Origin of the sequence: uncultured Roseibium sp., assembly GCF_947496995.1 — a bacterium.
Classification (GTDB): Bacteria; Pseudomonadota; Alphaproteobacteria; order Rhizobiales; family Stappiaceae; genus Roseibium.
The window spans coordinates 85,105-96,986 of the sequence record NZ_CANMFD010000007.1; the positions used below are offsets into that span (position 1 = coordinate 85,105).

Genomic DNA, 11,882 nt, shown 5'->3' on the forward strand with positions numbered 1-11,882 from the left:
CCGGGGCTTTTTTCGTTTTTCGGCGTAAATCTGTCCTTTTCGCAGGTCTCGCCGGGCAATCGACAGGCCCGGAAAGATGTTCAGACCGACGCTCGCTCCGGTTCCCTTGCGAGTGTCTTTCCCATGCTGCTTTCCAGTCGCTCCTTGTGGTTGGCGACAAAGCTTTTGCCGGTCTCGTAGCCGATGTCGAAAAGCATCGACATGTTGGAATGGCTCCAGTCGAGGACTTTCGGCCAATGCTCTTCCGGAATGTGCCGGCGGAAGGGCATTCTGAGCAGTTCCGAGCGGCTGCTGTGGGTTTTCTTGCAAATGGATTTGCCGCCCAGCGCCTTTTCCCGCTTTTTCAGGAATGCCTCGCGCTTCAGCACGAAGGCGCGATAATCGGTCAGCGCCAGCCCCACGAATTTGGCCAGCTCGGGATCCGGGTTCTGATCGAGATAGGCCTGGGCGCGATCGTCGAACGCCGCCAGGTCCACATCCGCGCTGCCGAGCAGGTCGACCAGCTCGTAAAGCTCCTGGTCATTGCGCGCCTGCTTGCGCTGCTTTTGAAAGGCTCTGGGGTCGCTCTCGGCAAGATCCATGATGCCGTCCAACTGCTTCAGGAAGCGCTCCCTTGCATGCAGGTCCCGCTTTGATTTGAAGGAGGTGACGCTGTTTTCGGCTAGCCTGGTGAGAGGGGCAATGATCGACTGGACCCAGGCGTCGGTCAGGTCGCGCGGCTCGTCAATCAGCCTGCGGTGGCCGAGTATGTCGAAGAAGATGATGGTATCGATGTCGTGTTCGACCATGACATCATCTGGATCGAGCTTGAGGGGATCGAAGGCGGAGCCCTCCAGATAAGTCTTTTCCTCGCCGGTTTTCGGATCTTTGAGTTTGTAAGGCTCATAGATGAAGGGCATCGCGAGTGCGGCTTTGCAGTGGTCGATGGTGATGTCTTCCCGGTTGAACGTGACCTCGTCCCTGTCCTCGACGCTGTAGGCGCCAAGACGGAAGCGGGTTTCACCAAGATTTTTCACCAGATCGTCGAAATCGACCATTGCCTCGATCCAGGACGGCGCCTGGCAAAGCCCCTTGCTCTTCGTGCTCAGATTGGATGGCATCATCGTCGCGGTGACCAGAGCCAGCCAGTCTCCCATCAGGCGCTGGTCCCGCCTTTCCCTGGGAAAGGCGGACAGGAAGCTATTGAAGGCCGGGGCCATGGCCTCGGCAATCGGGCCGGGTTTCTGGAAGATTTTGAAGTTGACCGGCATGAAATGATAAATCAGGTCGTCGATGCCCATGAGGCGGGTAGCTTTCAACGCTTCTCGCCGTGTAGCCGCAAGGTCGTCTTCGGGAGCGGCCTTTTGTGGCGAGGCATAAAGCAGCCCGGCGAGCATGCCGGCCCCGGTGGTGGAAATCACCTTGAACTGGAGACCTGCTTCATCCAGCGCCAGCAATGCACCGCTCATCAGCGGCAAATTCGGGGCTCCGCCGCCCAAAACCAGTCCGATCGGCATGTCGCTTTCCTTTGAAAAACAATAAAAATCAATCAGTGGTATATACTACCCCAATTCACGCCTCTTGAAACGGGGCATAGGAGTGCCGAACCGGTAAAACGGTACAGCGCCCCAGCTCTACCCATTCAGATCCCTGATCGATTCCATTCCTTCAAATCATTTGCGGATTGCTTTTGGCGTCCCTAACTTTTGTGCAGAGATGCAGGAGACAGTTGATGACCGAGACAAGAGTTGCAGTGATCACGGCAGGCGGATCCGGGATGGGGGCGGATGCCGCCAGACGATTGGCGGCAGATGGATTCAAGGTCGCGATCCTGTCGTCCTCCGGCAAGGGGGAGGCGCTGGCGAAGGAGTTGGGCGGGATCGGTTTCACGGGATCCAACCTTGTTGCCGACGACTTGAATGAATTTATCAACAAGTCACTGGAAGCTTATGGAAAGATAGATGTTCTGGTGAACTCCGCAGGCCATGGGCCCAAAGGGGACATTCTGGAAATAAGCGATGACGACTGGCACCTGGGCATGGACGTCTACCTGATGAATGTCATTCGCCCGAGCCGGCTTGTCGCGCCGGTGATGGCGCAGCAGGGCGGCGGCACCATCATCAACATTTCGACTTTCGCCGCTTTCGAGCCTGATCCGCTGTTTCCGACCTCCGGAGTGTTCCGGGCGGGGCTTGCCGCTTTCACCAAGCTGTTTTCCGACAAGTTCGCGGCGCAGAACATACGCATGAACAATGTCCTGCCGGGGTTCATCGACAGTCTGCCGGAAACGGCTGACCGCAAGGCCCGTATTCCCATGGGCCGGTATGGCCATTCCGACGAGGTTTCCAGCCTGATCTCCTATCTTGCCAGCGAGCAGGCAGCCTATATCACCGGACAGAATATCCGGATCGACGGAGGCCTGACCCGATCGGTCTGATACCGGCGGCCTTTCCACTGGTCGGGCTGGACAGCTTTGCGTGAAAAAGGTAAGGCATCCTTACTATCTACCTTACGTCGAGTCCTGTGAAATGACTGTCCCTGAAAGGCCCGAGCGGCCGGAATTGCTGACGGACACGCCGGTTCCCGGCCGGATCTGGATGTTGCGCGGAGCGCGTGCCGCCATCTCCATTCCGGCTCTTATTCTCACTGCGGCGTTTGTCGGCTACGCCGGTCTTGCGCGCGAGACCGGGCTTACTCTGGCCGAAACGCTGGCCATGACCGGCCTTGTGTGGGCGCTGCCGTCGGTCGTGGTCCTGACCGGGGCGCTGTCTTCCGGTATGGGGCTGCTTCCGGCCGGAATTGCCGTGGCGCTGGCCTCTGTACGGCTGATGCCGATGACCATGGCGCTGATGCCGCTCATCAAGGTGCCGGGCAAGACCCGAAACTGGCAGCTCCTCATTGCCTCCCATTTTGTCGCGGTAACGGCCTGGGTCTATGCGATGAAACACTTGCCGGACCTGCCGAAAGAAGGGCGCCTGCCGTTTTTTGTCGGCTTCGGCGGCTCGGTGTCCAGTTTCGTCTTCTGCATGACCGCGATTGCCTATCTGCTTGTCGAACGCCTGCCGGACATCGTGGCGGGAGCGCTCTTCCTGCTGACGCCGGTCTATTTCCTGTGTTCGCTGTGGGGGGCTTCCCGGCTGAATGCCGACAGGGTCGCCATGATCGCCGGGTTGGCCCTGGGGCCGCTGTTCTTCATCTATTTTCCCGGTCTTGACCTTCTCTGGACAGGCCTTGTCGGCGGCACCCTGGCCTATGTCGGCACGCGGCTTTACCGCAGGGGGCTGACATGACGGATGTGCTTCTTGCGGAGACCTGGTGGTGGCCTTTCGTGATGATCATCGTGGCGGGCTGGTTGGCCACAGACGTCTGGCGCTGGCTGGGCGTTTTCGCCGGCGGCAGGCTGCGTGAAGACGGCGAACTGCTCATCTGGGTTCGCTGCGTTGCAACCGCTCTCGTTGCCGGGGTTATTTCCAAACTGATCCTGTTTCCGCAAGGCGTCCTGGCGGACACGCCGATCTGGCTGCGGCTGGCTGCGACAGGAGTTGGTTTTGCTGCTTTTTTCGCTGCGCGGCAGAGAGTTGTTGTCGGCGTCCTGTCAGCAGAGGCGTTCCTGCTGTGTGGCTGGCTGGCCCTTGATAAGCTAGGTTGATTGCGAAGGAACTCAATTCCACTCGCATGAGGCCGGCATGTCTGATCAACTGGAACTTTTTTATGCCCCGCAGACCCGCGCAACCGGTGTACGCGTGCTTCTGGAAGAGTTGGGCGCTCCTTACAAACTCAATGTTCTCAATCTGAAGCTCGGCGAAAACCGCCGTCCGGACTACCTCGCCATAAATCCTGTCGGTAAGGTGCCTGTGCTGCGACACGGGGAGGCCGTCGTCACCGAGCAGGTCGCGATCTATCTCTATCTCGCGGATCTGTCTCCGGAAAAGGGTCTGGCGCCTGACTTGAGCGATCCTTTGCGCGGGCCGTATTTGCGCTGGTTCGTCTATATGGCGTCCTGTTTCGAGCCGGCCCTGATCGACCGTGCCATGAAACGGGAAGAAGCCCCGCACGTGATGTCGGCCTATGGCAGCTACGACACGGTGATGGAAACCATGCGCGCGCAGCTTGCCACGGGGCCTTACGTGCTGGGAGAAAGAATAACCGCTGTCGACGTTCTGTGGGCCACGGGGCTGCGCTGGGGCATGGCCTTCGGCATCGTGCCGGAATTCGAGGAATTCAAGGCCTTTACCGACCGCTACTTTCAGCGTCTCGCGCCGCAAACCGTGCTTCAGGACGACCAGCGGTTTGCGGCCGAGCAGCAGGAAGCGGCCGAAAAGGCAGGTGTTGCCTGACGCTTTTGGGCTCCAGGTCACCAGACCACCCGTCCAATGACCCAGTATGACCGGGAAGTGCTCTAGCCGAGCGCCGCGCGGATCTTTTCCGCCTGGGCGGCGAGGAGATCGTTGTCGGCCATTTCGCCGGTATGCGGTTTGAGCCGCACGCCGTCGAAGCGCGGGATCACGTGCACATGCGTATGAAAAACCACCTGTCCACCTGCCGGTTCGGAGAACTGCTGGATGGTCGTGCCGTCCGCGTCGAATGCCTTGATCACGGTGTGCGCCATCTTCTGGACCGTGGCCATGACGGCATTGAGGTCTTCGCCAGCGATGTCCAGAATGTTGCGCGAGGGCGCTTTCGGGACCACCAGGATGTGCCCGTCTCCGCGCGGCATGATATCCATGATGACCAGCGTCTTGTCATCTTCATAAACCTTGTGGCACGGCAGTTCGCCGCGCAGGATTTTGGCAAAGACATTCTGGTCGTCGTAAGCGGGCGTGGGCATATCTGAAAATTCCCGTTTCAAAGGCATAGGTCGGTCAGCTTGCGCTGTTGGCGCGAGACTAGTCGGACAGACGGGAAGGGGGCAAGAGGCAAGTGATTGCCACTTGCGCTCCCTCGCGTCCCGCGCGGAATTTGCTGCACGAATCCTGGAAAGAAAACGGTATTCTGTGTGGAGTCAGGTGCCGCAGAATGTCTGATAGGGACCAAAGGTGTCCGGAGCAGGCTGTGCGTAGGCCTCAAGATCCGGTCTTTCGGTGAAAGGGGATTTCAGCACTTCGAGAAGTTTTTGTACCGGAGCGTAGTCGCCTTTTTCGGCCGCGCTCAGCGCGTCTTCCACCTTGTGGTTCCTGGGGATGTAGATCGGGTTGACCGCATCCATGCGGGACCTGACAAGGGCCGGGGCAAGTCCTTCCCCGTCCAGTCTTTGCCGCCATTCGGCCAGGCAGGGATCGAGGGCCGTCGGATCGACAAAGAGTGCGCGCGCCTTTTCCGGCGCACCTTCCGCAGCCGCACCCAGAGCGCGGAAGAACAGGGTGTAGTCGACGCCCTGTTCGGCCATCACGGTCAGCAGCGCCTTGAAAAACTCCATGTCGCCTTCCGCAGCGGTTTCAAGCCCGAGCTTGGCGCGCATGCCCTCCAGCCAGTGCCCATTGTAGAGCTCCGGGAACCGGGCGAGTTCCGTACCGGCCAGATCCACCGCCTTGTCCATGTCTTCCGGCTCGATCAGGGCAAGCAGTGCTTCGGCGAGGCGGGCGAGGTTCCACTGGGCGATTTGCGGCTGGCGGGCAAAGGCATAGCGCCCGCCGTGATCGATGGAGCTGAACACGGCCTGCGGGTCATAGGCGTCGATGAACGCGCAAGGGCCGTAATCGATGGTTTCGCCGGAGATCGTGGTGTTGTCCGTGTTCATGACCCCATGGACGAAGCCGACGAGTATCCAGCGGGCCATGAGCGCGGCCTGGCGTTCCGTGACACGGCGGAAAAACTTGAGAAAACGATCCGGGTCTTCGGCGAGATCCGGATCGTGTCTGGAAATGGCATAGTCAGCGAGAAGGTGGAGCTTGTCTGTTTCGCCGCGGGCCGCGAAATACTGGAAGGTGCCGACGCGCAGGTGGCTTGCGGCGACGCGGGCAAGGACGGCGCCGGGTTTCGGACCTTCCCGGTAGATCATTTCTCCGGTTGTCACGGCGGCCAGGGCACGCGTCGTCGGGATGCCCAGAGCGTGCATGGCTTCGCCGATGATATATTCGCGCAGCACCGGGCCTATGACCGCCTTGCCGTCGCCGCCGCGCGAGAACGGTGTGGGGCCCGAGCCCTTGAGCTGGATATCGCGCCGCCGCCCATGCGTGTCGATGACCTCGCCGAGCAGCAGGGCCCTGCCGTCTCCAAGCTGCGGTGAAAAGCCTCCGAACTGATGGCCGGCATAGACCTGGGCGAGGGGAGAGGCGCCACTGGGCTGCGTCACGCCGGCGAAGATTGCCGCACCGTCGGCAGTGTCCAGGCCGGCCGGATCGAGACCGAGCTCTTCTGCCAGGGGGCTGTTGAAGAGAACGAGTTCCGGCCGGGGAACCTTTGCTCCTTCCCAGGTGACATAGAACCCGGGCAGGTCCCGGGCGTAGGAATTGTCGAACTGGAAAAGGGGCGGTGTGGCGGTCATCTGCGAATCCGGTGGTTGGTCTGCCTGAGTATGGGAGACATATAGGTGCGATGGACAGCGTAAACGATACTGCGGATCGGGTTTGCGTTTCGCAAGATCCGGCAGCCGTTTCTTCGAGCGATCATGCGCAACGACTACGGCACTTTGAATTTTCGGCTGTAAACCGCAACGCTATTAGTGTATAATTTCCCTTTATCGCCTCAGGGTCGAATTTTCCGATCAGTTATTTCTTATTCTTGGTTCAAACATTTGGGTATCTGTCATGAAAACTGTTTTCCAGTCCCAGCTCGAAAACCGTCAGGCGCTTGAAAGTCTTCTCGACAACGAAAGCAAGATCGTCGCGGAAGCGCCGTTCCCGCAGGATGAGATGCTCGAAGGCGTCACCGCGAGGAGTGGTCCGGCCACACTCGAAGAAGCGGTTGACCGCCTGCGCAAGGGAAAGACCGACCTGAGCGCTCCGACCTATACCGAAGCGATCGTGATGCGTACCGGCTATCCGTCGCTGCTGGTCAAGAACGGCACCTTCGAAACACCCAAACTGCAACTCTGGAGAGATGTTCTTCTTCCCAGGCGCAACGTGATCGACCGGGCGATTGCCAATGTCGGCAGGGTGGACCTGCGCAACGATCCTCACAACAAGTGGATCGGTACCGGCTGGCGGGTGAATGAGGACACCTTCGTCACCAACCGGCACGTTGCCGCCTATTTCGCCCAGCTTCGGCGCGAGGGTTGGGGCTTCGCGCGCGGCATAAAGGTCTATATGGACCTGCGCGAAGAGCATGAATCCGACGAACAGCTCGAAATGCTTGTGTCCTCGATACTCCATATCGAGCCGACGGGATTGCCGGATGTGGCGATCCTCAAGATGGACAGGAGTGCGTTGACGAACATGGCGGCCCCCGTCGCTCTTCAGCTTGACGGACGCAAGCCTGATACGATCGGCGTCATCGGCTATCCGGCAAAAGCCGTGCGCGACAATCCGGTCGATGCGATGGACCTGTATTTCAACGATATCTACAACGTCAAACGCTTCGCCCCCGGTCAGATCATGGACGAAAACCAGTCGCCCACCGGTTTCACACACAATGCGACGACCCTCGGCGGCAATTCCGGTTCGATGATTATCGATGTCGATACGGGAGGCGCCGTGGGCCTTCACTACGCCGGAAGCGCGCTGACGCAGAACTACGCCGTCAAGATTGACGCCGTCGCCGATATCCTGACGCGTCATTCCGTTTATTTCGAAACCGGAACCGGTGACGAAGACGAGGACACGAAGGCTTCCGGCGGATCCAACGGTTCCGGTTCGTCAAAAGAGGCCCGGCAATTCGAGGGCAGGCAGGGTTATCAGCCCGATTTCCTGGGTGAGGGCTCCCTTCGGGTTCCGCTTCCCGAGCTGAACAGTGTGCAGGTTCTCAAACTCGCGCAAACGCACTCCGGTGAGACCGAGCTGAAATACACCCATTATTCGGCCGTCATAAACGGAGAACGCAGGCTGGCCTTCTACGCGGCCGCCAATATCGACGGCAACGAACTCCGCCGGCCGAGAAGGATAAATTCCTTCAAGCTCGATCCCAGGCTGGCGGAAGATAAACAGGCCGGGGAAGATCTCTATTCCAGGAACGATCTGGATCGGGGCCACCTGATCCGCCGGCTCGATCCGTGCTGGGGAACCAAGGAAGAGGCCGAACTGGCCAATCTGGATTCGATGTATTTCCCGAATATCGCGCCCCAGCACAAAAAACTGAACCAGAGGATATGGCTCAAGCTGGAGGAGCATGTTCTCGACAAGACAGACGATGCGGATGCGAGGATCTCGGTTTTCGTCGGCTGCATCTTCGATGACGGTGACCCGGTGCAGAAGCGCACCGGCATTCAGGTGCCGATGCGTTTCTGGAAGGTTGTTGCCTCGATCAGCAGGACACGGCGCGGACGGTCGAACCGCCGCGTGCTGCAGGCGCAGGCCTTCATTCTCTCCCAGGAGCATCTCGTCAAACCAAAGGATCTGGAGCTGGTCTTCGGGCAGGGTTTCGAGGAGTACCAGGTGACGATCGAGGAACTGGAACGGCTGACAGGGCATGATTTCGGTCCACTTCGGGACGCGGACACGTTCGCGGTGACCTCGGAAATGCGTGCCGAGCACAAGCAGAAGCTGGAATCCGTGACGGGGCTCCTCACCGGTCCCAGCGATCATATCAAGCCGCTCGGCTCTCTTGAGGATGTGGAAGCCGGTTAGGCAGACCGCATTCAGTGAGTACGAGAAAAATGCCGGCACAGGTCAGCGTCCTGCCCCCGTCAACCAAAGTCGGACGGGAGCAGGAGAGTTCAAGGCGGCGCTTCAGGGGACACCGATTTGGTTAAGCCGGCTTCCACTTTGTATTTCGGCGGGACGCGGTTGCTGGAAACCAGCGCCGATGTCGGGGATGTCCGCGACTATCTCTACAAGCCGACGCTGGCCGGCCTGGCGCCGCGCATCGATCCGCGTGACGGAACGGCGCCCTGGTGGAGCGACGAGCGTATTCGCGACCAGGGAAACGAGAGCAGTTGCACCGCCCATGCGCTGGCCGGGATAATCGATCATTTACGGGCCCGTGACCGGATGCTCAACCTGCCCAAGGATGCGCCTCTTCCGGCGGAAGACCGGCGATCCTGGGCATCGGCGGACATGCTCTACAACATTGCCCGCTTTCACGATGAATTCCCCGGCGAATCCTATTCAGGCTCATCGATCCGCGGTGCGCTGAAGGCGTTTTATTTCAACGGTGCCTGCTCCGAGGCGGTGACCCGAGGGCTTTCGGACCAGCAATGGCATATGACACGTGAAATCCTGGAAAGCGCGCGCCGGGTTCAGCTTGGTGCCTATTACCGTGTGCGTCCGCGGTTGTCGGATGTGCATGCCGCGCTCAATGAGGCCGGACTGGTGCTTGCCTCGGCAGACCTGCACCCGGGCTGGGCAACCGATGGCGGACGCATTCCCTTCGGCGACAGGAAAGCCAAGAGGATCGGCCGGCATGCCTTCATCCTGGTCGGCTATACCGAAGAAGGGTTTCTTGTTCAGAATTCCTGGGGGCCCGAATGGGGCGACAAGGGGGTGGCCCTGTGGAGTTACGAGGACTGGTCGGCCAATGTCGTCGACATGTGGGTCCTCCGGCTCGCGGTGCAGGTCGCCAGCAAGGCAACGGCGGTCAACCCGCTGTCATTGCGAAGCCGGGGACTGCGGCTCGGAGAAGGCGCTTTCGACAAGGATTCTCTGCGGCCGGCCACACCGCCGACGCGCTTCGATGTGCTGGGCCATATCGCATCGACGTCGCGCGGTCGTCTGGACCGCTATGGCGCCTATCACGTCGATCCCAGGACGCTCCAGGAAACGGTCAGAATTCTGCAGGACAGTCCGAAATACAAGCATGTTCTCGTTCATTTCATGGGGCTGCAGCGCCACGAGAACGCAACGATGGCCGCAATTCGCGATGCCGTCCCGGTCTTCAAGAGTAAGGGTATCTACCCGTTCTTCGTGACCGTCGAAAACGAACTGTCCTCCACCGTGCATGACATGGTGGAGGCTGAGGTCGAGCGCGCCAATGTGATTGCGGGTCTGGGCGAAAGCCAGGAGAAAGACAGGCGTATCGAAGGCCGGCTTTCGGCGTCGGCGCTTCGGATCGTCGAAGAAATACAGCGCAGCTCGATGTCGGTGGTCTACGGGAACGGTGATGGGCGGCTTGGCGAAGGACTGGATATCCTGAATGACCTGTTCAGCGCGCTCGGTGACCGTCACCGCCGCGGCGAGGTTTCCTACCACTTGTCGGCGCATGGATTTGGAGCGTCCCTGCTTGCCGCGCTTCTCTCGCACACGCAGCACTGGAGCCGGCATCCTGTCCTGTCATCGATCAGTCTCTATGCACCCATGCTGACCGTGCAGACGGTCCGCGAGTCCTTTCTGGAAAGGCTGGTTCATCCCAAAGACCTGCCACTCAGCCGCAGGGCACGGGGAGACGACGCGGTGATCGAACATCTCGACCTCTATCTGCAGGGCAAGGAAGCCATGCGCAACGACCGGCCGCTGCCCGGATACAGCGGTAACTGGCCGCAACTGTGGACTCGGGTGCTGGCGATCGCGGAAAGGCGCGCCAATGACGACTACACCGGGATAGCAACCGGAGGGATCAGCTATTGCGACAACGACAAGGCATGGCATGCAAATCTTCTGGCTCTCGGCGGACCGGCCAATGTTCTGGCGGATGAGCCGGGCGTATCGATGCATTCGCTGAATGTGCCGCACAGGGATTTCGACCTGCGTATCGATGTGCTCGACATGCTGCTGGAACGCATTCTCGGCAAAGCGCCCGTGTCAGTATTCAAAACCGCCTATGACGACCGGGCCAGCCTTCTGGTGGAATAGGATAGCCGGGTGTCTGCCGGTCCGCTGGGCCGCATCCGCTCACGGGTCGGTTGGGTGCTGTCCGATATGCGTCCGTGTCTCCCGCAATATCTCTCCCAGTTTCCGGAACAGGTCGATACGGGCGCTGGTCGTGCGCCAGGCCAGAACGACGCGGCGCGGACAGGCGTCGGGCAGGGGGGCGATGTCGATCTTCTGGCCGCCGAGCACGCCCGCGTCGATGGCAAGGTCGGGCAGAAGGGTAATGCCCACGCCTTCGCTCACCATCGAGATCAGCGTGGAGAGGGAGGTGGCGGAAAAGCTGTCGTCCTGCAGAATATTTCTTTCCGGAAAGGCACTCAGGGCATGGCGCTGCAGGCAATGGCCGCGTTCCAGAAGCATCAACCGGGTGCCGTCGAGTTCCGAGCCGCTGACCGGTGTTGTTCCAAGACTGCCGGGCGTGGTGGCAAGGTGGTAGCCGTCGTCGAACAGATGCATGGTTTCGAGACCTGACGTATCGAAGGGCAGTGCAAACAGGATAAGGTCGAGACGGCCATCATGCAGGCCTTCCAGAAGGTTTTCGGTCATTTCCTCGCGCAGCAGCAGCCGCAAGTCGGGAAATGCTTTCCGGATCGCGGGCAGGGCGCGCGGAACCAGAAAGGGGCCGATTGTCGGAATTGAGCCAAGCCGCAGATCGCCGCCGTCGGATCCGGCCCGGGTGGCGGCCAGATCCTCTATTTCGCGAACCGACACCAGGACAGCGCGAGCGCGGGCGGCAATTTCCGCGCCGACAGGCGTGAGAATGACCGACCGCTTGGTGCGCTCCGCCAGCACCACGCCAAGCCTTTCCTCCAGCTCCTTCAGGCCGGTGCTGAGGGTTGGCTGAGTCACGAAGCAGACTTTTGCCGCGCGGGAAAAGTTGAGCTCGTCGGCGACGGCGACGAGGAAGCGCATCTGGCGCAGGGTGATTGCCGGTGACATATAGAAAAACCCTATAAGAGAATTTCTAATTATCAATTTCACAAATGAATAGCCAGTTCTTATTTT

Annotated in this window: 10 protein-coding genes; 6 read left to right on the plus strand and 4 right to left on the minus strand. The window is 60.0% G+C overall.

The window, feature by feature from the left end:
• Positions 1-80: 80 nt before the first annotated feature.
• Positions 81-1,496, minus strand: a complete 1,416-nt coding sequence (locus Q1B40_RS22615) for a patatin-like phospholipase family protein (RefSeq protein ID WP_299820018.1) — start codon at positions 1,494-1,496, stop codon at positions 81-83.
• Positions 1,497-1,711: 215 nt separating this feature from the next.
• Between Q1B40_RS22615 and Q1B40_RS22620 the strand changes: the two genes are divergently transcribed.
• The 4 genes from Q1B40_RS22620 to Q1B40_RS22635 all read left to right on the plus strand — a co-directional run bounded on the left by Q1B40_RS22620 (position 1,712) and on the right by Q1B40_RS22635 (position 4,316).
• Positions 1,712-2,416: an SDR family oxidoreductase gene (locus Q1B40_RS22620; protein WP_299820021.1), complete on the plus strand. Its 705-nt coding sequence runs from the start codon at positions 1,712-1,714 to the stop codon at positions 2,414-2,416.
• Between the two features lie 91 nt (positions 2,417-2,507).
• Positions 2,508-3,269 carry an AzlC family ABC transporter permease gene (locus tag Q1B40_RS22625; protein WP_299820024.1) on the plus strand — a complete coding sequence of 254 codons (762 nt, stop codon included), beginning with the start codon at positions 2,508-2,510 and terminating at the stop codon, positions 3,267-3,269.
• Positions 3,266-3,628 carry an AzlD domain-containing protein gene (locus tag Q1B40_RS22630; RefSeq protein WP_299820027.1) on the plus strand — a complete coding sequence of 121 codons (363 nt, stop codon included), beginning with the start codon at positions 3,266-3,268 and terminating at the stop codon, positions 3,626-3,628. Before Q1B40_RS22625 ends, Q1B40_RS22630 begins: the two co-directional genes overlap by 4 nt.
• Positions 3,629-3,665: 37 nt before the next feature.
• A complete protein-coding gene (locus Q1B40_RS22635; protein WP_299820030.1) occupies positions 3,666-4,316 on the plus strand; it encodes a glutathione S-transferase family protein in 651 nt (216 codons plus the stop codon).
• Positions 4,317-4,378: 62 nt separating this feature from the next.
• Here Q1B40_RS22635 and Q1B40_RS22640 read toward each other — a convergent pair whose 3' ends face one another.
• Positions 4,379-4,807 carry an HIT family protein gene (locus Q1B40_RS22640; RefSeq protein ID WP_299820033.1) on the minus strand — a complete coding sequence of 143 codons (429 nt, stop codon included), beginning with the start codon at positions 4,805-4,807 and terminating at the stop codon, positions 4,379-4,381.
• A 174-nt stretch (positions 4,808-4,981) separates the two neighbouring features.
• The gene (locus Q1B40_RS22645) at positions 4,982-6,463 is read right to left on the minus strand and encodes a YdiU family protein (RefSeq protein WP_299820036.1); all 1,482 of its coding nucleotides are present in this window, start codon (positions 6,461-6,463) and stop codon (positions 4,982-4,984) included.
• Between the two features lie 262 nt (positions 6,464-6,725).
• Between Q1B40_RS22645 and Q1B40_RS22650 the strand changes: the two genes are divergently transcribed.
• Together Q1B40_RS22650 and Q1B40_RS22655 are read left to right on the plus strand one after the other, a co-directional pair.
• Entirely contained in the window at positions 6,726-8,699 is a 1,974-nt protein-coding gene (locus Q1B40_RS22650) for a DNA/RNA non-specific endonuclease (RefSeq protein WP_299820039.1), read from the plus strand.
• Between the two features lie 117 nt (positions 8,700-8,816).
• Complete coding sequence (locus Q1B40_RS22655; protein WP_299820042.1) at positions 8,817-10,859, plus strand: C1 family peptidase; 2,043 nt, start codon at positions 8,817-8,819, stop codon at positions 10,857-10,859.
• A 39-nt stretch (positions 10,860-10,898) separates the two neighbouring features.
• On the opposite strand, the gene Q1B40_RS22660 is transcribed toward Q1B40_RS22655, so the two are convergent.
• Entirely contained in the window at positions 10,899-11,816 is a 918-nt protein-coding gene (locus Q1B40_RS22660; RefSeq protein WP_299820045.1) for a hydrogen peroxide-inducible genes activator, read from the minus strand.
• Positions 11,817-11,882: the final 66 nt, after the last annotated feature.

Coding starts and splice junctions, on each gene's coding strand:
- Q1B40_RS22615 (WP_299820018.1), bottom strand. CDS start 1,496: ATGCCGATCGGACTGGTTTTGGGCGGCGGAGCCCCGAATTTGCCGCTG.
- Q1B40_RS22620 (WP_299820021.1), top strand. CDS start 1,712: ATGACCGAGACAAGAGTTGCAGTGATCACGGCAGGCGGATCCGGGATG.
- Q1B40_RS22625 (WP_299820024.1), top strand. CDS start 2,508: ATGACTGTCCCTGAAAGGCCCGAGCGGCCGGAATTGCTGACGGACACG.
- Q1B40_RS22630 (WP_299820027.1), top strand. CDS start 3,266: ATGACGGATGTGCTTCTTGCGGAGACCTGGTGGTGGCCTTTCGTGATG.
- Q1B40_RS22635 (WP_299820030.1), top strand. CDS start 3,666: ATGTCTGATCAACTGGAACTTTTTTATGCCCCGCAGACCCGCGCAACC.
- Q1B40_RS22640 (WP_299820033.1), bottom strand. CDS start 4,807: ATGCCCACGCCCGCTTACGACGACCAGAATGTCTTTGCCAAAATCCTG.
- Q1B40_RS22645 (WP_299820036.1), bottom strand. CDS start 6,463: ATGACCGCCACACCGCCCCTTTTCCAGTTCGACAATTCCTACGCCCGG.
- Q1B40_RS22650 (WP_299820039.1), top strand. CDS start 6,726: ATGAAAACTGTTTTCCAGTCCCAGCTCGAAAACCGTCAGGCGCTTGAA.
- Q1B40_RS22660 (WP_299820045.1), bottom strand. CDS start 11,816: ATGTCACCGGCAATCACCCTGCGCCAGATGCGCTTCCTCGTCGCCGTC.